The following is a 21,588-nucleotide window of genomic DNA, read 5'->3' as shown; positions in this document are numbered from 1 at the left end:
CGATGGAGGGGACCGCGGCGGTCGTCGCGCACACGGAAACCACCCGCTTCGCTACCCACGGTGACAAAGGCTCGGTCGAACTCGACGTCGCCTCAATTACGGTGCGTCATCACGCGCGCTGTCCCCGTCACCTGCGCCGAGGTGATCCCGGGGGCGAAGTTGTGGCTCGGGAACAACTCTCCATCGCCTGAACACGCGGTTGACAGCTATCATCCCCCAAGTGGGTGAGATGTCGGCGTCGATCGTGGAGCGGCGCGTCATGAAACCGGAAAACGGGCATCTCTCAGTAGGACGCTGTCGTTGACGGGTGAAGAATGTCACCCTGAGCGATCGCGGCGGGCGGTCGGGGAATGCCTTCCCCGCTCTGTTCGTTGCGCTGGGTGAGCAACACCCCGGGCTCTGCTGGACGAGCCGAGTGAAAGGACACCGCTATGGCCGACCGTGTTCTCCGTGGTAGCCGGCTAGGTGCGGTCAGCTACGAGACTGACCGCAATCACGACCTGGCCCCCCGCCGGACGGTCCGGTACGCGTGCCCGAAGGACCACGACTTCGAGGTCCCCTTCTCCGACGACGCCGAGGTCCCCTCGGTGTGGGAGTGCAGGCTGCACGGGCTCGAGTCGAAGATGATCGACGGGTCCGACCCGGAACCGAAGAAGGTCAAGCCGCCGCGCACGCACTGGGACATGCTGCTGGAACGCCGCTCGATCCCGGAGCTGGAGGACCTGCTGACCGAGCGCCTGGCTGAGCTGCGCACGCGCCGCCGCCCCGCCTAGCCGCACCACACCGCCAGACCGACGGCCGCCCGGGCCTCCCCCACTCGGGCGGCCGTTTCCTTGCCCGCGGCACGACCGTCGAGCGCCCCACCCGCGACCGGGTGGGGCGCTCGACGGCGTTCACTTGATGCGCAGCAGCGCCTTGAGCTGGTTGCCCCGGCGGCGCAGGCCCCACTTGGTGACCCGCCACAGCGCCTCGCGGACGATGTTTCCGCTCATCTTCGACTGGCCGCGCTCGCGCTCGGTGAAGGTGATCGGCACCTCGACCACGGTGAACCCGGCCTCGATGGTGCGCCAGGCCAGGTCGACCTGGAAGCAGTAGCCCTGGGAGGCGACGTTGCCCAGCTTGAGCTTCTCCAGCACCGCCCGCCGGAACGCCCGGTAGCCGCCGGTGATGTCGCGGACCTTCGCCCCCAGCGCCAACTGGGAGTACAGGTTGCCACCCCGGGAGAGCACCTCGCGGCTCTTGGGCCAGTTGACGACCCTGCCGCCGGGCACGTACCGGGAGCCGAGCACCAGGTCGGCCTCGCCGAGGGCGTCGAGCATCCTCGGCAGGTCCTCGGGGGCGTGCGAGCCGTCGGCGTCCATCTCGACGATGACGGCGTAGTCGTGCTCCAGCGCCCAGGTGAACCCGGCCAGGTACGCCGCGCCCAGGCCCGCCTTCTCCGTGCGGTGCAGCACGTGCACCCGCTCGTCGGCGGCGGCCAGCTCGTCGGCCAGCTCACCGGTGCCGTCGGGGCTGCCGTCGTCGACCACCAGCGCGTGCGCCCCGGGCAGTGCGGCGTTGAGCCGTCCGATGATGATCCCGAGGTTCTCCCGCTCGTTGTAGGTCGGGATCACCACCAGCACCGGGTCGAGCTGTGCGGGATCGTGCGGCTGCTCCGCCATGCGCGGTCTCCTCCTCGCCGGTGCGCGGGCGCCCCGGACCATCGAACCTGTCGCCGTCAGGCCTGTCGGGGGGCGCCCGGGGTGGTCGCCACACCAGCCCCGGTCGTCCGTGCGCGCCTGCCCGCCACCAGTGCGGACACCAGCGCGGCGAGGGCGACGGCCACCATGACCGCTTCCGGCCACACGCCCAATCGGTCCGCCATCGTAGTCGCCGACCGCAGCGGCAGCGCCGCCACCAGTGCGGCGGGGGTGAAAAGGCCGGTTTCGGCGAGGACCGACCCGTCCGGGCGGATCAGCGCGCTGACCCCGCTGGTGGCCGCCACGACGACGCTGCGGCCGTGCTCGACCGCGCGCACCCGGTCCATGGCGAGCTGCTGGTAGGTCATCTCCGAGCGGCCGAAGGTGGCGTTGTTGGTGGGGATGGCCAGCAGGTTCGACCCGTTGCGCACCGAGTCGCGCACCACCGGGTCGAACGCCACCTCGTAGCAGGTGGCCAGCGCCACCCTGGCCCGGCCCATGGTGAACACGGTGGGGTCGGTGCCGGGCTGGAAGTTGCCCGCCCGGTCGACCTCGGCGCTGAAGAGGCGGAACAGCGACCGCATCGGCATGGTCTCGCCGAAGGGCTGCAACTGCCGCTTGGTGTACTGGTCGACCGGCCCGCGCTGCGGGTCCCACAGCACCACGGTGTTGCGCGGCAGCCGGTCCTCGCCGACGACGACCGAGCCGACGGCGATGGGCACGCCGATGTCGCGGGCGGCGGCGTCGATGAGGGCATGGGCGTCGGCGTTGCGGAACGGGTCGATGTCGGAGGCGTTCTCCGGCCAGATGACCAGGTCGGGCTGGGGGACCCGGCCCGCGCGGACGTCGGCGGCGAGCTGGTGGGTGCGGGTGACGTGGTTGTCGAGCACGGCGCGGCGCTGGGCGTTGAAGTCCAGCCCGGCGCGCGGCACGTTGCCCTGCACGGCGGCGACGGTCACCTCGCCGGAGTCAGCGTCGGTGCCCACGGCCCCGGTGGCCGCGATCCCGGCCAGCAGGGGCGCCACGGTGGCCAGCACCGGGACCAGCAGCAGCTTCGGGGTGCCCTGCCCGGTGGCCAGGCGGTGGGCGAGTTCGCCGAGGCCGAAGCCGGTCAGGCAGACCGCGAGCGCGATCAGCGGGGTGCCGCCGAGGGAGACCAGCGGCAGGTACAGGCCCTCGGGCTGGCTGAAGGCGAGCTTGACCCACGGGAACCCGCCGAAGGGCACCACCGAGCGCAGCGTCTCCCCCGCCACCCACAGCAGCGCCGTCCACAGCACCGCCCCGGGCAGCCTGCTGACCACGGCCATCGCCGCGCAGGCCAGCCCGACGAACAGGGCTTCGAGCAGGCTCAGCGGCAACCAGGCGACCGGGCCGACGAACACCCCGGTCCAGGCCAGGGCCGGGGTCATCAGGCCCAGGCCGAACAGCACCCCGTAGCCGAACCCGGCGCGCGCCCGCCGCCCGCGCAGCACCCAGCCCAGCACGGCCAACCCGATCGGGGCCAGCCACCACAGGGTGCGCGGCGGCCAGGCCAGGTAGGTGAGCCCACCGGCGGCCAGCACGGCGGCGCAGCGCAGCAGCACGGCGAGGCGGGCGGGGCGGGTGGGGGTGTCCGGACCGGGGTCCGGTGCGACGGCGGGGACGACCACCGCGCCAGCCTACGGCCACCCGGCGCAGCGTCCCCGCGGTGTTGCGGGCCCCCTCAAGTCGAGGGTGAGTCCGAATGCCCCGCCCGGGCACGCGCACCGCTGCTAGCGTCGCCGGGATGAGCTTCTCCGACGGCGGCTCGGACGAGCCGCAGCGCACCGACCCCGGCGGTGTCGTCGACAGCCCGCTGGGTTTCGTCGCCGAGCACATCCGCCGCTACGTGGAGTCCGGCGGCACCGAGACCGAGGTGGTCGACGGGCTGGATATGCTGCTGCTGACCACCCGCGGCCGCCGGTCGGGCAAGCGCAGGCGCACCGCCCTGGTCTACGGTCTCGACGAGGAGGGCCGCTACGTCCTGGTGGCCTCCAACGGCGGCGCCCCGGCGGACCCGGCGTGGTACCTGAACCTGGTGGCCGACGGCGAGGTCGAACTCCAGGTGGGGCCGGACCGGTTCGTCGCCAGGGCCCGCCGGGCGACCGCGGAGGAGAAACCGAGGCTGTGGCACCTGATGACGTCCCTGTGGCCGGACTACGACGCCTACCAGGCCAAGGCGCCGCGGGAGATCCCGCTGGTGGTGGTCGAACCCCTCCGGTGACCGAGGTCGAGCCGTTCGCCGCGCCCGGCGAAGGCCCGTACGGCATCGCCCAGACGGCGCCGGACACGCTGTGGGTCACCCTCGTGCACGCCGACGCCGTCGTCCGCCGCACCCCCGACGGCGCGTCCACCCGGTTCGACCTGGCCCCGGGGGCGGCACCGACGGCGATCGTGCCCGCCCCGGACGGCTCGGTTTGGTTCAGCCGCCACGGCGACGGCCACCTGGGTCGGATCGCCCCCGACGGCTCGCAGACCTCGGTGCCGGTCCCCGGTGTCCCCTACGGCCTGGTCCTCACCGGCGACGGGTCGCTGTGGTTCACCGACACCGAGGGCCACCGGGTCGGGGTGCTCGCCCCGGACGGGTCGGTGGAGTTGGTGGACCTGCCCGCCGACTGCTTCCCCGCGGGCTTGGCCGTGGGCCCGGACCAGGCGCTGTGGTGCACCCTCAACCAGGCGAACGCCCTGGCCCGGATCACCCCCGACCGGGCGGTGACCGTGCACCCGCTGCCCACCCCGGACGCCGGGCCGGTGGGTATCACCTGCTCCGGCGGGCACCTGTGGTTCGTCGAGATCGGCGCGGGCGCCCTGGGGCGGGTGGACCCCGGCGGCCGCATCCGCGAACTCCCCCTGCCCGACCGCGACGCCCGCCCGCACGCCATCGCCCCGGACGGGGCGGGCGGCTGCTGGTTCACCGAGTGGGGCGCCGCCCGCCTCGGCCACGTCGACCCGCGCGGGCGGATCACCCACGCCCCGCCCCTGCCCCCGGGGTCGGAACCCCACGGCCTGTCGGTGTGGGGTCGGCGGGTGTGGGTGGCGCTGGAGTCCGGCGAGCTGGCCCGCGTCACCGCGGACCGCTGAACCCCAGCCGCCACGGCACCCGGCCTAGACCCCGGCGGGCAGGGCCTTGACCATGCTGGTGGCGTAGGAGTCGAGCAGGGCGCACGCCTGCTCCACCGTCCCCGCCGAGGCCAGCACGGTCATCGAGACCCGCTCGGCCGGGGCGGTGTCGAGGACGTACTGGCAGCCCGCGGTGCCCTGGTAGCGCAGCCGCTTGCCCTCCCGGCCCCCGGGCGACATCGTGTCCACCGCGAACGCCTCGTTGTCCTGCACGGTCGGGAACTCGGCGCTGGCGATGACGGTGACGTTGACCTGGTGGTCGAACTTCTTCTCCTCCCCGTGCACCCAGCGGCAGTCGCGGTAGCCGTCGTTGCGGGCCGGGCCGGGGGTGGCGGGGCGCAGCCCGGCGACCGAGACCTCCGAGGCGGGCAGCAGGGTGCACGGGTCGGTCAGCCGCAGCGGTCCCTCCCCGATGGGGGCGGGCGGCGGGGGGCCGGTGGGTTCGTCGGCCGAACACCCGGCGGCGAACAGGGACAACACCACAGCCGTCACAGCGGCGAACGATCGCACAGTCATTCCTGCTCCACCAACAGGCGCTTGACGACCTTGCCGGTCGCGTTGCGCGGGACCTTTCGGACGAAGATTACGTCCCGGGGCACCGAGTAGCGCTCCAGGTGCTCGTGGATGAACTCCTGCACCGCCGTCACGCCGAGCCGGGCACCGGGTTTGAGGGCCAGGTAGGCGGCGAAGCGCTGGCCGAACTCGTGGTCGGCGACGCCCACCACGGCGACGTCGGCGACCTCGTCGATGGACAGCAGCAGTTCCTCCACCGGGCGGGGGAAGACGTTCTCCCCACCGGAGACGATCATGTCGTCGTCGCGGCCGGAGACGAACAGCCGCCGGTCGGCGTCGAGGTAGCCGCGGTCGCCGGTGACCATCAGGTCGTCGTGCATCTCCGGGGTGCTCCCGCAGGTGTAGCCCTCGAACAGCATCTCGTTGCCCACGCAGATGCGCCCGACCGCGCCGGGGGGCAGCGGGTGCCCGTCGGCGTCGAGGATGCCGACCTTGGTGCCGACCGGGCAGCGGCCCGCGGTGGCGGGGGCGGCGCGCAGGTCGGCGGGGGTGGCGATGGACGCCCAGGACACCTCGGTGGACCCGTAGAGGTTGTAGAGGACCTCGCCGAAGGTGTCCATGAACGAGGTGACCAACGACCCGGGCAGCGCGGAGCCGCTGGAGGCCACGACCCGCAGCGAGGAGGTGTCGTAGCGGTCGCGCACGTGCGCGGGCAGGTCCATGATCCGCTGCAGCATGACCGGGACGGCGAAGAAGGCGGTGATGCGCTGCTCGGCGATGACGCGCAGCGCGGCTTCCGGGTCGAACCGCCGTTGCAGGGTCATGGTGGCGTGCAGCGGCATGCACAGCTGCATCCCGGCCAGGCCCCAGGTGTGGAACAGGGGCGCGGAGACCAGCACCCGCTCCCCGGCGCGCAGCGGGATGCGGGAGAGCACCGCGGCGGCGGCACCGAGGCCGGAGGGGGTGCGGCGGCGGGCGCCCTTGGGAGTGCCGGTGGTGCCGGAGGTGAGCACGATGATCCGCCCCGGTTGGGCGGGCGGGCTGATGGGCGCGGGTGAGCCGTCGGCGACGAGGGCATCGGTGGTCAGGTCGCCGGGGGCGGCCGACCAGGTGGAGATCCAGGTCAGCGAGCGGGGCAGGTGGTGGAACAGGGGCGCGAACTCGGCGTCGGCGAGCAGGGCGATCGGCCGGTGCTCGGCGACGAGGTCGGCGACCTGGTCGGCGGACAGGCCGGTGTTGAGCAGCACCACGTCGGCGCCGAGCTTGCCGCAGGCGATGGTGGACTCCACCAGCCCGGCGTGGTTGCGGCACATCACCGCCACCCGGCGGCCCTGGCGGACCCCGCGCTCGGCGAGGGCGTTGGCCAGGCGGGTGGTGCGGGCGTCGACCTCGGCGTAGGTGAGGCCGCCGCGTTCGTCGCGCACGGCCAGGGTGTCGGGGACGCGGGCGGCCGCGGCCCGGTAGCCGCCGACGAGGGTGGCCCCCCACCGGGACAGCTCGCCGAGCTGGCGGACGATCTTGTCCGGGCGGCCGGGGCCGAGGATCCCGGCGCGGGCGAGGGTGCGGGCCACGGTGAGCGCGGTCTGCCCCCGGGCGGCCTGGTCGATGCGGGTGGGCGAGACGGTGAGCGCGCGCCCGGCCAGGTGGTGGTCCATCAGGGCGAGGGCCTTGCGGATCCGCTTGCGCGTCCAGGAGGGGGTGAGCACGGTCCCGGCGGTCAGCGAGTCCGGCAGCGACAGCATCACCTGGATGCGGGTGCGCGCGCGGCCGCTCGCGTCGCCCCGGACGCTTTCGAGGCGGACGCTGAGGTGGCCGTCGTGCCAGCGGGGGCTGACCAGCACCAGGTGCTCGTTGGGGCGGCTGACGAGGACTTCGACCTCGTCGGGCACCGGTGGCCCGCCGTGCACGCTGAACCGGACCCGGTAGCGGGGGTTGCGCGACGGCGCGGCCACGCGTTCGGCGGTGGCGATCTCGCGGACGTAGCGGGAGTAGAGGGCGGGGTCCCCGATCAGTTCCCAGACCTGCTCCGGGGTGTGACCGAGGACCTGCTCCACCTCGACGAGCTCGGTCGGCATGTTCCTCCGTACGACCCGGTGCCCTCAGGGTCACCCCTGGTTCACCGGGTTGTTATCAGCCGCCCGCTAACGGGTGCAAGCACGGCGTGGGCCAAATGGCCCAATGTGGAGGAAGATCACTCGCACGGCCCAGCCGAATCCCCTGGTTACCGGGCAGTTGTGACGCTCCGGATTTGCCGGGGGGCAATCAAAGCCAGGTGACCGGTTGTCACGTCCTCGGCGGGACCACCACCGTTCCGGTGGCCCGGGTGATCACGATCGGGGGATCGCACACGTCGGCGGCGGAGGGGCCGCGGTCGGGGGCGGCGCGGCAGACCACGCGGGCCTCGAACTCCATGCCGCGCGAGCGGGTGCCCACCCGCACCAGGGTCGCGGTGGCCTCGACGACGTCACCGGCGTGCAGCGGGGCGAGGAACTGCACCCCGGTGTACCCGGCGAAGAGCCCCTCGTCGCCGTCGGTGCGCACGCACAGCTCGGTGGCGACGTCGCCGAACAGGCCCAGCCCGTAGGCGCCGTCGACGAGAGCGCCGCCGTAGTGGGCGTGCGAGTGCGGCACGTAGCGGCGGTGGGTCACCGAGGTGCCCTCGGTGGGGGTGGGGTGCTGCGGGCTCATGCCGCTGTCCTCTCGGTGATGGCGTGCACGAGGTAGCTGGCGACCTCGCCGGGGGTGGTGCCGCGGCCGAAGACCCGGTCGACGCCGAGTTCGGCCGACATCAGCGGGTCGAACCGGGGGCCACCGGCGATGAGCAGCGGGCAGTCCGCCCCGGTGGCCTCGCGGAACGCCGCGGACATCTCCTGGGTGTTGAGGATGTGCGCATCGCGCTGGGTGACCACCTGCGAGACCAGCACCGCGTCGGCCTTCTCGGCGCGGGCGCTGCGGACCAGGTCGGGCACGGTGACCTGGGCGCCGAGGTTGACCACCCGCAGTTCCCGGTAGTACTCCAGGCCCTTCTCCCCGGCGAAGCCCTTGATGTTGAGGATCGCGTCGATGCCCACGGTGTGCGCGTCGGTGCCGATGCACGCCCCGACCACGACGAGCTTGCGCCGCAGCCGCCGCTTGAGGGCGGCGTTGACCTCCGCGGGCGGCAGCAGCGGGTAGTCGCGTTCGACGACCCGCACGGCGTCGAGGTCGACGAGGTGGGTGACCGAGCCGTAGACGACGAAGAAGGTGAAGTCGGTGCCGATGGGGTGCGAGTGCACGACCATCGCCGGGTCCATGCCCATCTTGTTGGCCAGTTGCTGCGCGGCGCCGTCGGCGCGGGGCCCGTGCGGCACGGGCAGGGTGAACGAGAGCTGGGCCATGCCGTCGCCGGTGGTGTCGCCGTAGGGGCGGACGTGGCGGGGCTGGGGGTTCCGCGTCCCCGCAGGGTCGTTCTGCATCACCGCGTCGCCTTCCGTCGTGTTGTCGCCCACCGGGTCACTCCCCGTCGAGCAGGGTGGTGGCGGGGTTGAGGTAGCCCTCGGCCTTCTCGACGACGCCGACGGCGCCCTTGCCCCGGTCGGCGGGGCGCTTCATCAGCCCGAAGGTGCCGCGGCCGATGGCGGTCAGCAGCCCGTCGTCGACGACGCGTTCGAGCAGGTCGACGGCTTCGCCGAGGACCTGGTGGGCGCGCTTGACGATGAGCCCGTCGGGGGCGGGTCGGAAGTCCTCGGCGAGGGTCCCGGCCGCTTCCAGCACGTAGCGGACGTTGGCCAGGGCCAGGTCGCGGTCGGACAGGAACGGGGTCACCACCGCCTCGGTCATCATCCCGACCAGCAGGATCGACTGGCCGGTGAGGACCCCGGCGAGGTTGAAGAACCCGTCGAGCAGGTAGCCGTCGAACACGTTGCCGGTCATGTGCTTCGTCGGCGGCATCCACTTCAGCGGGGCGTCCGGGAACAGCTCGCGGGCCAGCAGCGCGTGCGCCAGCTCCAGCCGGAACGAGTCGGGCACCCCCGGGTTGATCTCGAAGGCGTGCCCGAGGCCCAGCAGCTCGTCGGGCAGCCCGGCCTCGTGGGCGAAGCGCTCGTTGAGCAACTGGGACACGGTGACGGTGTGCGCGGCGTCCACGGCGTCGTCGGTGGTGAGGTAGTTGTCCTCGCCGGTGTTGATGATGATCCCGGCGCGGGCGTGGACCTGCCGGGAGAACCGCTGGTCGACGAAGGTGCGGATCGGGTTGATGTCGCGGAAGAGGATGCCGTACATCGAGTCGTTGAGCATCATGTCGAGCCGTTCGAGCCCGGCCAGGACGGCGATCTCGGGCATGCACAGCCCGGAGGCGTAGTTGGTGACCCGCACGTAGCGGCCCACCTCGCGGGAGACCTCGTCCATCGCCGCGCGCATGATGCGGAAGTTCTCCTGCGTGGCGTAGGTGCCCGCGAACCCGTGGTGGGTGGCGCCCTCGGGCACGTAGTCCAGCAGCGACTGCCCGGTGGAGCGGATGACGGCGATGACGTCGGCCCCGGCGCGGGCGGCGTTGGCGGCCTGCACCACGTCCTCGTCGATGTCGCCGGTGGCCACGATCAGGTAGATCCACGGCCGCCGCGGCGGGTCCCCCAGCCTGGCCACGAGCTTGTCGCGGGTGGCCCGGTTGCGGTCGACGGTGCGCAGCCCCTTGGCCACCGCGGCGCGGGCGGCCTTGCCCGCGCGGGTCGCGGCGGCCCCGGTGGGCAGGGTGAAGCGCACCTGACCGGCGGCGGTGGCCTCGGCGAGGTCGGTCAGCGAGCCCAGGTCGTGCTCGCGCAGGGCGTGGAACACCGGCAGCACCACCCCGTGCTCCAGGCCGCAGTGCTCGCGGACGGTGTCGACGACCCGGTTGACCCAGGGCACGTCCCCGGCGCGGTGGGCGGTGTCGGCGCCGGTGATCCCGGCCAGGCGCAGCGTGGCCCGCTCCACCGCGACGGTGGTGTGCGCGCGGGCCAGCGACACCACCGGTTCGGCGGCGCGGGCGGCCAGGTCCCTGGCGCGGGACACCACGGCCGGGTCGAGGTCAAGAAGCGGCATGGGTCTCCTTCTCGTCGCGGGTCCGGTCGTAGAGGGTCCGACCGCTGCGCACGGTGCGCAGGCACACGGGCAGCTCGGCGCCGGGGTCCAGCGGCGGCAGCCCGGGGACGCGGGAGCGCGGGTCGGTCGACCAGCGCCGCACGCGGGAATCGGTGCCCGCGGTGACCAGCTCGTCGGCCCGCCACACCGCGTAGGTGGCCGGGGCGCCGGGCACGAGCGTGCCGGTGACCCCGTCGTCGACGCCCGCGGCGCGCCACCCGCCGCGGGTGTGGGCGGTGAACGCCGCCCGGGGCGACAGCCCGGCGCCGTCGGTGCGGTGGTGCACCGCGGCGCGGACGGTGGCCCACGGGTCCAGCCGGGTCACCGGGGCGTCGGAGCCCAGGGCGAGGACCACCCCGGCGGCGGCGAGCCGCGACAGGGGGTTGAGCGCCACCCCGCGCTCGGGGCCGAGCCGGTCGGCGTACATGCCGCCCGGGCCGCCCCAGGTGGCGTCGAACAGCGGCTGCACCGAGGCCACCACCCCCCACTGGCCCAGCCTGTCGGCCTGCTCGGCGGTGACCATCTCCAGGTGTTCCAGGCGGTGGCGCGACCCGGCCAGCGCCGCGCGGCCCACCCGCTGCTCGGCCAGGTCGAACCCGGCGACGACCTCGGCGACCGCACCGTCGCCGATGACGTGGAACCCGGCCTGGATCCCGGCCTCGGTGCACACCACCAGGTGCTCGGCGATGGCCGGGGCGTCGAGGTACAGCGCCCCGGAGGTGTCGGGGGCGTCGGTGTAGGGGGAGCACAGGGCCGCGGTGCGCGAGCCGAGGGCACCGTCGACGAACAGGTCACCGGCCAGCCCGCGCACCCCCAGTTCGGCGGCCAGCGACGCCGGTCCCCGCTCACCCCAGTAGCCCACCACCTCGGGCCGGTCGCCGCCGCCGCGGGCGAGCAGGGCGGCCAGGTCGTCGCGGCCGGAGATGTGCGGGCCCGCGCACTCGTGCACCGCGGCCACCCCCATCGCCGCGGCGTGGCGCAGGAACCCGTCCTGCGCGGCGGCCCGCTGCGCCGGGGTGATCGCCTCCTGCGCGGCCCGGCGCACCCGGTGGTGCGCGTCGCGGGTCAGCGGCCCGGTGGGGTCGAACCCGTCGTCGCCGCGCACCGCGGGCACCCGCCCCAGCAGCGCGGAGGACACCAGCGCGGAGTGCACGTCGACCCGCGACAGGTACACCGGCGCCCCGGCGCAGGCCAGGTCGATCTCCGCGCGGGTCGGCGGGCGCTTGTCCGGCCACGCCGCCTCGTCCCACCCGTGCCCCCACACCGGGGCGCCGCCGGTGGCGCGCACGTGCGCGGCCAGCGCGTCGAGGCACTCGGCCGCCGACGCGCACCCGGTCAGGTCCAGACCGGTGCGCAGCAGCCCGGCGGAGGTGGTGTGCACGTGCGCGTCGACGAACGCCGGGGCCACGAACGCCCCGTCCAGCTCCACCACCTCGGCGTCGGGGTGCAGGGCGCGGCCCACGGAGTCCTGCCCGAGCCAGACCACGACACCGCCCTCCACGGCCATCGCGGTGGCGTGCGGGTCGGCCGGGGAGTGGATCCGGCCGCCGAGCAGCAGGGTGGTCGGGGGCTTCTCAGCGCTGGTCATGGGGTGTGAGTCTGCCGCTCCCGGGCGGCGAACAACGCCCGCACCCCGGGCTCGGCGCGGTAGAGCGACAGCGCGAACTCCGCGTGCCCTGGCACGTACCCGTTGCCCACCAGCATCCGCACGTCCGCCGCCACGCCCTCCGCGCCCAGCGCCGCGGCGGTGAACGACGTCGCCATGGAGAAGAACACCACCGTGCCGCCGTCGGCGGTGGCCAGGATCGCCCCGTGCTCGCAGCCGGGCACGTCCACGCACACCACGGTCACGCCCACCGGCTCCCCCACCGCCTCGGCCACCGCCACCGGGTCCCGGGCGTCGGCGAGCACGACCTCGTCGGCCAACCCGGCCGCGCGCACCGCCGCGGCCTCGGCCTCGGTCGGCACCAGCGCCACCACCCGACCGGCCCCCGCGGCGCGCGCGGCGGCCAGCGACAGCGACCCGGACTTGCCACCGCCACCGAGCACGCACACCGACGTCCCCGCCCCGGCCTCGCGCACCACCCGGTCGGTCAGCGCGGGCGCCCCGCACACGTCCAGCACCGACAGCGCCACCGCGTCGGGCAGGTCCGGCGGCAGCACCGCGGCGATGGAGCGGCCGAACAGCACCGCGGTCCCCGCGCACGGCACCTGCTCGGACTCCCCGTCCCACCGCGCCAGCCCGTCGGTGATCCGCAACGGGGTCAGCGACAACGACACCAGCGTGGCGACCCGGTCCCCGACGCGCAGGCCCAGCGGGGACTCACGACCGACCGCGCGCACCGTGCCCAGCAGCATCCCGCCCGACCCGGTCACCGGGTTCTGCACCTTCCCGCGCTCGGCCGCGATCGCGGCCACCGCGGCCCGCACCCGCTCCCCGGAGCCGTGCTCCTCGCGCAACTGCCGGAAGGAGGCGGCGTCGAGGTTGAGCACCTCGACGTCGACCACCACCTCGTCCGGCCACGGCGTCGGGTCGGGGTCGAGCCGCCGGGCCCGCTGGGGCAGCACCCCCGGCTCGTCGAGCACCCGGTGCAGCCCCAGCGGAGAGCCGACGGTCCTCGGCGTCGCCACAGCACCCACCCCTTCCTTGCCGAAAAATTTACGCCCAGACAGCCATATGACAGCATATCTTCACGCAACCCTATCGGCGAGGAGTAGAGATGACCGCACTGGACGATCACTCCGTGATCACGGACCCCGCGACCCGGGGCAGTGGCCAGCCCTACGACTACGTCCGCCGCGAACTCGTCGAACCCGACTGGCGGCGCTTCCCCGGCTGGCACGACGCCACCGAGGCCCAGTGGCGCGACGCGCAGTGGCAGCGCGCGCACTGCGTCAAGAACGCCACCCAGCTACGCGGCGTCGTCGGCGACCTGCTCACCGAGGACTTCTACACCGACCTGGCCGCCGACCAGGCGAACCTGGCCACGATGTCGATGCTCATCCCCCCGCAGATGCTCAACACCATGGCCCCCGACGCCCCCACCACCCCCGCGGCGTTCACCGCCGCCTTCCTCGCCGACCCCATCCGCAACTACATGCTCCCCGTCGCCACCGACCGCGACCCCACCTGGCCCAGCCACCCCCACTCCGCCCGCGACTCCCTGCACGAGGCGGAGATGTGGGTCGTGGAGGGACTGACCCACCGCTACCCCACCAAGGTCCTCGCCGAACTGCTCTCCACCTGCCCCCAGTACTGCGGGCACTGCACCCGCATGGACCTCGTCGGCAACTCCACCCCCCAGGTCGACAAGCACCGGTTCGCCCTCAAACCGGTCGACCGCCAGGAACGCATGATCGACTACCTCAAGGCCACCCCCGGCGTCCGCGACGTCGTCGTCTCCGGCGGCGACGTGGCCAACGTGCCGTGGAAGCAACTCGAGTCATTCCTCATGCGACTGCTCGACATCCCCACCGTGCGCGACATCCGCCTCGCCACCAAGGCCTTCGCCGCCCTGCCGCAGCACTGGCTGCAACCCACCGTCGTCGAAGGACTCGAACGCGTCGCCCGCACCGCCCGCCGCCGCGGGGTCAACCTCGCCATCCACACCCACGTCAACCACGCCCAGACCCTCACCCCGCTGGTCGCCGAAGCCACCCGCACCGCCCTGGAGGTCGGCGTCCGCGACGTGCGCAACCAGGGCGTGCTCATGCGCGGGGTCAACGCCACCCCCGAAGCCCTGCTCGACCTGTGCTTCGCCCTGCAGGGGGAGGCGAACATCCTCCCGTACTACTTCTACATGTGCGACATGATCCCCAACGCCGAGCACTGGCGGGTCGCGGTCTGGGAAGCCCAACAACTCCAGCACGCCATCATGGGCTACCTGCCCGGCTACGCCACCCCGCGCATCATCTGCGACGTCCCCTACGTCGGCAAGCGCTGGGTGCACCAGCTCGCCGAGTACGACCGCGACCTCGGCGTGTCCTACTGGACCAAGAACTACCGGGCGGGCACCGAACGCCTCGAAGACACCGACGTGCTCGACCGCCGCTACCCCTACTACGACCCCATCTCCACCCTCCCCGAATCGGGCAGGCGCCGCTGGGCCGACACCCCCCGCTGACCCGCGTGGGGACGGCGCCGGATGAGCCGCTCGCAAGCGGCTGATCCGGCGCCGTCCCCACTGGAGAGTCGAGACCCAACTCACCAAGGTGCAGATACTGCAAACTTGCAGACACTGCACCCAACCGCGCTACGCTGGGCCCATGGCAAGACCGGCCACCGCGCGCACCGAGGGCCTGCGCGACCGCAAGAAACGCGAAACCCGGACCGCCCTGTCCGACGCCGCACTGGACCTCGCCGCCGAACGCGGCCTCGACCACGTCACCGTCGACGACATCGCCGAACGCGCGGGCGTCTCCACCCGCACCTTCTTCAACTACTTCCCCTCCAAGGAAGACGCCGTCCTCATCCCCGACGACGACCTCGGCGCCCGCATCCGCACCATGGTCCTGGACCGACCCCGGCACGAGGACCCCCTCACCGCGGTCCGCGAGATGCTCCTCGACGAAATCCGCACCGCCGACGTCGACCACCACCGCTGGGTGCTGCGGATGCAGGTCGTGCAACAGCACCCCGACCTGCTCAACCGCGCCTTCCTCTCCGGCGCCGCCACCGAGCAGCAACTCGCCGACGCCCTCGCCGAACGCCTCCACCTGCCCGCGGACCACACCTACCCGCGACTCCTCGCCGCCGCCGCGGGCGCCGCCTTCCGCGTCGCCATCACCCGCTGGTCCACCCCCACCGACCCACCCGACCTCGCCGACCTCCTCAGCGAGGCCTTCCACCTGCTCGAACGCGGCCTGCCCGCACCGACCGAACAACCCTGACGAGGAGCGATGTCCGACACCACCACCGAGCCCGGCGCCACCGGACCCGACCACACCACACCCACCACCGGCGCCGACACCCCGGCCCCCCACAGCCGCCGCGACGTGCTCCAGGCCATCTCGGGACTGATGCTCGGCATGTTCATGGCCATCCTGGCCTCGACCATCGTCTCCAACGCACTGCCGCGCATCATCTCCGACCTCGACGGCAGCCAGTCCGTCTACACCTGGGTCGTCACCACCGAACTGCTCGCCATGACCGCCACCGTCCCCCTGTGGGGCAAGATGGCCGACCTCTACAGCCGCAAGCTGCTCATCCAGCTCTCCCTGGCGATGTTCGTCATCGGATCCCTCGTCGCGGGCTTCGCCCCCAACATCGAGGTCCTCATCGCCAGCCGCGTCGCCCAGGGCCTCGGCGCGGGCGGCATCTCCGCACTGGCCACCATCGTGATGGCCGCGATGATCCCGCCCCGCGAACTCGGCCGCTACTCCGGCATCTTCGGCGCCGTGTTCGGCGTCGCCACCGTCGCCGGACCGCTCATCGGCGGCGTCCTGGTCGACACCTCCTGGCTGGGCTGGCGCTGGTGCTTCTTCATCGGCGTCCCCTTCACCCTCGCCGCCATCGCGCTGCTGCAGAAGACCCTGCACCTGCCGGTCGTGCGCAAGGAGGTCACCATCGACTGGCTCGGCGCCGCGCTCATCGTCACCGGCGTGTCCACCCTGCTGGTGTGGTCGTCGCTGGCGGGCAACAAGTTCGCCTGGGCCTCCGGCTGGACCGCCCTGCTGGTCACCGTGGGCGTCGCGCTGCTCGCCCTCGCCGTCTACGTCGAGGGCCGCGCCAAGGACCCCGTCGTCCCCCTGTCGATCTTCCGCAACCGCACCGTCACCATGTCCATCATCGCCTCCGCCCTGGTCGGCGTGGCCATGTTCGGCGGCACCGTGTTCCTGTCGCAGTACTTCCAGATCGGGCACGGCATGACCCCCACCGAGGCCGGGCTGCTCAGCCTGCCGCTGATCTTCGGCCTGCTGGTGTCCTCCACCGTCGCCGGTCAACTGATCAGCAAGTACGGCCGCTGGAAGGCCTACCTCGTCGCGGGTGGCGTGATCATGGTCGCGGGCATGCTGCTGCTGTCCACCATCGGCGCGGGCACCGCCATCCCCCTGGTCGCCGTCTACATGGCGGTCCTCGGCGTCGGCGTCGGCCTGCTCATGCAGAACCTGGTGCTCGCCGCGCAGAACGACGTCCCGGCCAAGGACCTCGGCGCCACCACCTCCACCCTGACCTTCTTCCGCAGCCTCGGCGGTGCGGTCGGCGTCAGCGCCCTGGGCGCGGTCCTGGCGAACCGGATCAGCTCCGACTTCGCCGAGCGCTTCCCCGGTGCCCCCACCGGCGGCGGCTCCACCGCAGTCCCGGACCTGACCACCCTGCCCGAACCGGTCCGACTGGTCGTGCAGGACATCTACGGCTCGGCCACCGCCCACCTGTTCCTGGTGGCGACCCCGATCGCGGTCATCGCCGCCATCGCCGTCCTGCTCATCAAGGAAAAGCCCCTCAAGACCCTCAGCGGCGACGAGCGCCTGGCCGCCGAGATGGCCAGCGCCCACTAGCCACACCCACCTGGAGGGGGCCGGTGGGCCGGTCCCCTCCAGGTCATCAGTTCCCTTCTGTCTCTTTGCTGTCTTTGGATCGGTTTCTGTTTCGAGGAATGATCGATTATCTTGATAGTGAATAGCCAATAGATGTTTCATGGGGTGAAACAAGCAGATGCGACGGTGGGCGCCGAGCGTCGACAGGACAGGAAGCGACCGATGGCGAGGCGCGCGGGCGAGGCGAACCCGATCGCGCCCTCCGCATCCAGCCCGGACACCAAGACCGGCGGAACGCGGTCGAACCACTCCCCCACCCCGCGAGGCAGCGATCGACATGCGCGCCAGGACAGGAAGGGTTGGCCGATCCTCCCCGTCCTGGCGCATCCAGCGTTGTCCCGTACGGCCGGACAACGGTGCGAGATCGACTCACACTATCAGGATAGTTAATAGTTTTTAGGCGTTTCATGGGGTGAAACGAGTCGAGCGCCCTCTGCCCTCGGGGTGATGGGGAGCTGAGTACCGTGACCGCGGGGGCCGATCCGGTGTGGACGGTGGCGGTGCGGCACCGGTGAGCAGGGCTCGCTTCCCCGCCGGGGCGCCGCGACCGGCTTTCGGGTGTCGTTCCCGACCGCCGGGGCGCGTCCTGGTACTACGATGGCGAACGGCTCGACGCGGGAGGCAGTGAGAGTGACCACCTGGACCGATGTGATCAACTACGTCCGCACGCGGTACGAGGTGCTGGAGGAGAACGACAGCTGGCTCCGCTTCCGGCTCGACACCGAGGGCACCCGCACCCAGCAGGTCGCGGTCCACCACGTCCCCGACGTGGACGGCAGGGCGTGGCTGGAGATCTCCTCGGCCGTCGGCCGGGCCGACGCGGTCGACCACCGCAGGCTGCTCGAACTCGCGGGCACGGCGCTCATCGGCGGCGCGGCCGTCGCGGGCGGCGTCGCGCTGCTCAAGCACACGGTGCCGCTGGAGGACCTGAGCGTCCTGGAGGAGTTCGAACGGCCGCTCAAGCTGCTCGTCGCCAGCGCGGACGCCTTCGAGCGCGAGCTGACGAACGCCGACAACTTCTGACCGGCCCTCCCCCGTCGCCCTGGGCCCCTGGTCGCCCGCCTGTGACCCGGTCGGGTCCGGGCGTCGCCGTGGACGAGTGAGGATAGGCTAAGAACACTCGTAGGACCGCGGCGAAGGGGCACAGGGTGACCGACACGGTGCCCACCGGGCAGGGAGTCCTGCGCCGATCGATGCGCGCGCAGCGCGGCCGCATCCTCGCCGCCGCCGCGCTGTTCACCGGCTACCAGGCGGGTGAGGCGGCGGTGCCGATCCTGATCGGGGTGGTCATCGACCGCGCCGTGGCCACCGGGGACGCGGGGGCGCTGCCGGTGTGGCTGGGGCTGCTGGCGGCGGCGTTCGCCGGGCTGTCGCTGTGCTGGCGGTTCGGCATGCGGATCGGCACGCTCGCCGGGGTGCGGGCGGACCGGGAGCTGCGGCTCGCGGTGGCGGCCAGGGCACTCGACGCCCGCGGCGGGGGCGCTCTGCTCCCCGGGGAGGCGGTCAGCGTGGCGACGGCCGACGCGCGGCGGACGGCGACGGTGAACTTCCTGGTGCCGCACGGGATCGCCGCCGCGGTGGGGATCACCGTGGCGGGTGCGGCGCTGCTGGCCTTCTCGGTGCCGCTGGGGCTGCTGATCCTGCTCGGCACACCGCCGCTGCTGCTGGTGGTGCGGCTGTTGAGCGCGCCGCTGGAGCGGCGCAGCGCCGCGCAGCAGGAACGGGCGGCGCAGGCGGCCGGGATCGCCGCCGACCTGGTGCGCGGGGTGCGGGTGGTCAAGGGGATCGGCGCGGAAGCCGCGGCGATGGCCCGGTACCGGCGCACCAGCCGCGAGTCGCTCGACGCCACCCTGCACACCACTCGCGCGGAGGCGGGGTACTCCGGGGCGGTCATCGTGGTCAACGGGCTGTTCCTGGCCCTGGTGGCGCTGGTCGGCGGCCGGTTGGCGGCGGCGGGTGAGATCACCGTGGGCCAGTTGGTGTCCGCGGTGGGGTTGGCGCAGTTCCTGCTGGCGCCGCTGGGGGCGTTCGGGGAGATCACCGCCGCGCTGGCGGCGGGCCGGGCCTCGGCGGCGCGGATCGCCGGGGCGCTCGCCGCGCCCCCGGCGGTGACCGGCGGCGAGGACGGGGTCACCGGGCCGGTCGCGGGTGAACTGGTGCTGGCGGGTGTGCGCGGCCCCGGTTTGTCCGGTGTGGACATCCGGGTCGCACCGGGTGAGTCGGTCGGGGTGGTGGTGCCCGATCCCGCCGCGGCGACCGCGCTGCTGCGCTACCTCAACCGCGAGGCGGACCCCGAGTCCGGCCACATCGGACTCGACGGGGTGGGCTTCGGCTCGCTCGACCCGGCGGCGCTGCGGGCGGCGGTGCTGGTGTCCCCGCACGACGCCGACCTGTTCGAGGGCAGCGTCGAGGACAACCTGCTGGTCCGGGCCTCCCCCACCGCCGACCTGGCCCGCGTCGCCCCGGCCACCCGGGTGGACCAGGTGGCGGAGGCGCTGCCCGCCGGGCTCGCCACCTCGGTCACCGAGCGGGGGCGGTCGCTGTCGGGTGGGCAGCGGCAGCGGGTGGCGCTGGCCCGGGCGCTGCTGGCCGATCCCCCGGTGCTGGTGCTGCACGACCCGACGACGGCTGTGGACGCCGTCACCGAGGCGGGGATCGCCGCGGGACTGCGCGAGCTGCGCGCGGGGCGGACGACCGTCCTGCTGACCACCAGCCCGGCCCTGCTCGCCGAGGCCGATCGCGTCGTCTTCGTCGACCGGGGTTCGGTGGTGGCCACCGGTACCCACGCCCGGCTGGTGGCGGAGATCCCCGACTACCGCGAGGCGGTCCTGACGTGAGCACCCCTCCCCCGGGCAACGCGCCGCTGCCCATCGCCTCGCCGGAGCGCACCCGGAAGCTCGTGTGGGCGCTGCTGCGACCGCACCGCCCGCAGGCCCTGCTCGCCGCGGTGGCGCTGCTGGGGGCGGCGGGGCTGAGCCTGCTCACCGCTCCCCTGCTCGGCGGCGTCGTCGACCTCGCCGCGAGCGGGGACACCGGGGCGATCACCGGTCGGGTGCTGCTGCTGGCGCTGGCCGCCCTCGGCCAGGGCGGGCTCGCGTTCGGCGGGTTGGTGCTGGCCTCGCGGCTCGGTGAGCGGGTGCTGGCGGAGCTGCGGGAGGGTTTCGTCGACAGCGTGCTCGCGCTCCCGCTGGAGCGGATCGAGGAGGGCGGGTCCGGCGACCTGACCTCGCGGGTGACCGAGGACGTGGCGGCGATCAGCGAGGCGGTGCGGCAGGCCTTCCCCACCTTCGTGCAGTCGGCGCTGGTGATCGGGTTGACGCTGTTCGGGCTGCTGGCGCTGGACTGGCGGTTCGCCGCGGCGGCGCTGGTGGCGGTGCCGATCCAGGTGGCGACCGCGCGCTGGTACCTGCGCCGGTCCGGGCCGCTGTACGCCGCCCAGCGGGTCGCCGCGGCCGGGGAGCAGCAGCAGTTGCTCGACAGCTTCGGCGGCGCGGCGACCGTCCGCGCGTTCCGGCTGGCCGAGGACCACGTGGCCGCGGTGGGGCGGCGGGTGGACACCACGAACGGCTTGATCGTCGAGGTGACCAGGACCCAGACCCGGTTCTTCGGCAGGCTCAACAGCGCCGAGCTCCTCGGGTTGGCCGCGGTGCTGGGCATGGGGTTCGTGCTGGTGGACGCCCGGCTGGTGACCATCGGCGCGGCCAGCGCCGCCGCGCTGTACTTCGCCAACCTGTTCGGGCCGGTCAACTCGGTGCTGTTCCTGCTCGACACCCTCCAGTCGGCCACGGCAGGCCTCGCCCGGTTGGTCGGGGTGATCGACGAGCGCCCGCGGGCGAGCACGGGCACCGGCGCGGTCCCGGCCGACGGGTCGGTGAAGGCGGTGGGGCTGCGGTACGCGTACGTCGCCGACCACGAGGTGCTGCGCGGGGTGGACCTGGACATCCCGGCGGGCAGCACCGTGGCCCTCGTCGGGGCGAGCGGGGGCGGCAAGAGCACCCTGGCCAAGCTGGTCGCGGGCATCCACCGGCCGACGGCGGGTTCGGTGCACCTGGGCGGGGTGGCCCTGGCCGACCTGGACCCCGCCGCGCTGCGCGAGGCCGTCGTGCTGGTGACCCAGGAGGTGCACACCTTCGCGGGCACCCTGGCCGAGGACCTGGCCCTGGCCGCGCCCGGGGCGGGTGCCGACGCGGTCCGGGGCGCGCTGGGCACCGTCGGCGCGCTGGACTGGGCGCTGGCGCTTCCCGACGGCCTGGACACCCGGGTCGGCGCGGGCGGGCACGAGCTGACCGTGGTCCAAGCCCAGCAGGTCGCCCTGGCCCGCCTGGTGCTGGCCGACCCGGCGCTGGCCATCCTGGACGAGGCCACCGCGGAGGCGGGCAGCAGTGGTGCCCGGGTCCTGGAGACCGCGGCGGCGGCGGCGCTGCGCGGTCGCACCGGCATCGTCGTGGCGCACCGGCTCAGCCAGGCCGCGGCGGCGGACCTGGTGCTGGTCCTCGACCGCGGCCAGGTCGTCGAGCAGGGCCACCACGACACCCTGGTGGCCGCGGGTGGCCGCTACGCCCGCCTCTGGGCGGCGTGGTCCACCGACCGAGCCGAAACCTGAAACCGACCGAGCGAACGCTCT

At 73.5% G+C, this 21,588-nt stretch carries 18 protein-coding genes; 9 read left to right on the top strand and 9 right to left on the bottom strand.

Annotation, left to right across the window (positions count from 1 at the left end):
- The first annotated feature begins 431 nt into the window (after positions 1-431).
- Positions 432-773 (top strand): RNA polymerase-binding protein RbpA, encoded by a 342-nt coding sequence (locus L6E12_RS22605; RefSeq protein ID WP_035282262.1) that lies wholly within the window; start codon positions 432-434, stop codon positions 771-773.
- 120 nt (positions 774-893) lie between these two features.
- Here L6E12_RS22605 and L6E12_RS22600 read toward each other — a convergent pair whose 3' ends face one another.
- Positions 894-1,661, bottom strand: a complete 768-nt coding sequence (locus L6E12_RS22600; RefSeq protein ID WP_236229921.1) for a polyprenol monophosphomannose synthase — start codon at positions 1,659-1,661, stop codon at positions 894-896.
- A 56-nt stretch (positions 1,662-1,717) separates the two neighbouring features.
- The gene (gene lnt, locus L6E12_RS22595; protein ID WP_236229920.1) at positions 1,718-3,328 is read right to left on the bottom strand and encodes an apolipoprotein N-acyltransferase; all 1,611 of its coding nucleotides are present in this window, start codon (positions 3,326-3,328) and stop codon (positions 1,718-1,720) included.
- Between the two features lie 116 nt (positions 3,329-3,444).
- Here lnt and L6E12_RS22590 point away from each other — a divergent pair, with 116 nt between their 5' ends.
- Together L6E12_RS22590 and L6E12_RS22585 are read left to right on the top strand one after the other, a co-directional pair.
- Positions 3,445-3,921: a nitroreductase/quinone reductase family protein gene (locus tag L6E12_RS22590; RefSeq protein WP_308075126.1), complete on the top strand. Its 477-nt coding sequence runs from the start codon at positions 3,445-3,447 to the stop codon at positions 3,919-3,921.
- Positions 3,918-4,778 (top strand): virginiamycin B lyase, encoded by an 861-nt coding sequence (locus tag L6E12_RS22585; RefSeq protein WP_236229919.1) that lies wholly within the window; start codon positions 3,918-3,920, stop codon positions 4,776-4,778. The genes L6E12_RS22590 and L6E12_RS22585 overlap by 4 nt, the downstream gene beginning before the upstream one ends.
- A gap of 24 nt (positions 4,779-4,802) precedes the next feature.
- Here the strand turns inward: L6E12_RS22585 and L6E12_RS22580 are convergent, their stop codons facing one another.
- The 7 genes from L6E12_RS22580 to L6E12_RS22550 form a co-directional block, all read right to left on the bottom strand.
- Entirely contained in the window at positions 4,803-5,333 is a 531-nt protein-coding gene (locus L6E12_RS22580) for a DUF3558 family protein (protein ID WP_236229918.1), read from the bottom strand.
- A complete protein-coding gene (locus L6E12_RS22575; RefSeq protein ID WP_236229917.1) occupies positions 5,330-7,405 on the bottom strand; it encodes an AMP-binding protein in 2,076 nt (691 codons plus the stop codon). Before L6E12_RS22575 ends, L6E12_RS22580 begins: the two co-directional genes overlap by 4 nt.
- Positions 7,406-7,613: 208 nt before the next feature.
- Positions 7,614-8,018, bottom strand: a complete 405-nt coding sequence (locus L6E12_RS22570; protein ID WP_236229916.1) for a hotdog domain-containing protein — start codon at positions 8,016-8,018, stop codon at positions 7,614-7,616.
- Entirely contained in the window at positions 8,015-8,818 is an 804-nt protein-coding gene (locus tag L6E12_RS22565) for an OAM dimerization domain-containing protein (RefSeq protein ID WP_236229915.1), read from the bottom strand. Before L6E12_RS22565 ends, L6E12_RS22570 begins: the two co-directional genes overlap by 4 nt.
- 4 nt (positions 8,819-8,822) lie before the next feature.
- Positions 8,823-10,388, bottom strand: a complete 1,566-nt coding sequence (locus L6E12_RS22560; RefSeq protein ID WP_236229914.1) for a lysine 5,6-aminomutase subunit alpha — start codon at positions 10,386-10,388, stop codon at positions 8,823-8,825.
- Positions 10,375-12,015 (bottom strand): amidohydrolase, encoded by a 1,641-nt coding sequence (locus L6E12_RS22555; RefSeq protein WP_236229913.1) that lies wholly within the window; start codon positions 12,013-12,015, stop codon positions 10,375-10,377. Before L6E12_RS22555 ends, L6E12_RS22560 begins: the two co-directional genes overlap by 14 nt.
- Positions 12,012-13,058: an L-erythro-3,5-diaminohexanoate dehydrogenase gene (locus L6E12_RS22550; RefSeq protein WP_236229912.1), complete on the bottom strand. Its 1,047-nt coding sequence runs from the start codon at positions 13,056-13,058 to the stop codon at positions 12,012-12,014. The genes L6E12_RS22555 and L6E12_RS22550 overlap by 4 nt, the downstream gene beginning before the upstream one ends.
- A gap of 89 nt (positions 13,059-13,147) precedes the next feature.
- Here L6E12_RS22550 and L6E12_RS22545 point away from each other — a divergent pair, with 89 nt between their 5' ends.
- The 6 genes from L6E12_RS22545 to L6E12_RS22520 all read left to right on the top strand — a co-directional run bounded on the left by L6E12_RS22545 (position 13,148) and on the right by L6E12_RS22520 (position 21,567).
- A complete protein-coding gene (locus L6E12_RS22545; protein WP_236229911.1) occupies positions 13,148-14,551 on the top strand; it encodes a KamA family radical SAM protein in 1,404 nt (467 codons plus the stop codon).
- Positions 14,552-14,693: 142 nt separating this feature from the next.
- Positions 14,694-15,317 (top strand): TetR family transcriptional regulator, encoded by a 624-nt coding sequence (locus L6E12_RS22540; RefSeq protein ID WP_236229910.1) that lies wholly within the window; start codon positions 14,694-14,696, stop codon positions 15,315-15,317.
- Positions 15,318-15,326: 9 nt separating this feature from the next.
- Entirely contained in the window at positions 15,327-16,925 is a 1,599-nt protein-coding gene (locus tag L6E12_RS22535; protein WP_374201929.1) for an MDR family MFS transporter, read from the top strand.
- 669 nt (positions 16,926-17,594) lie between these two features.
- On the top strand, positions 17,595-17,987 hold the full coding sequence (locus L6E12_RS22530) for a hypothetical protein (protein ID WP_236229909.1): 393 nt from the start codon (positions 17,595-17,597) through the stop codon (positions 17,985-17,987).
- Positions 17,988-18,157: 170 nt separating this feature from the next.
- A complete protein-coding gene (locus tag L6E12_RS22525) occupies positions 18,158-19,801 on the top strand; it encodes an ABC transporter ATP-binding protein (RefSeq protein ID WP_236229936.1) in 1,644 nt (547 codons plus the stop codon).
- On the top strand, positions 19,798-21,567 hold the full coding sequence (locus tag L6E12_RS22520) for an ABC transporter ATP-binding protein (protein WP_236229908.1): 1,770 nt from the start codon (positions 19,798-19,800) through the stop codon (positions 21,565-21,567). The genes L6E12_RS22525 and L6E12_RS22520 overlap by 4 nt, the downstream gene beginning before the upstream one ends.
- Positions 21,568-21,588: the final 21 nt, after the last annotated feature.

Origin of the sequence: Actinokineospora sp. PR83 (assembly GCF_021056305.1) — a bacterium.
GTDB classification, from domain to species: domain Bacteria; phylum Actinomycetota; class Actinomycetes; order Mycobacteriales; family Pseudonocardiaceae; genus Actinokineospora; species Actinokineospora spheciospongiae.
The sequence above is the reverse complement of the archived record's forward strand: the minus strand, read 5'-3'. Positions and strand labels throughout refer to the sequence as shown.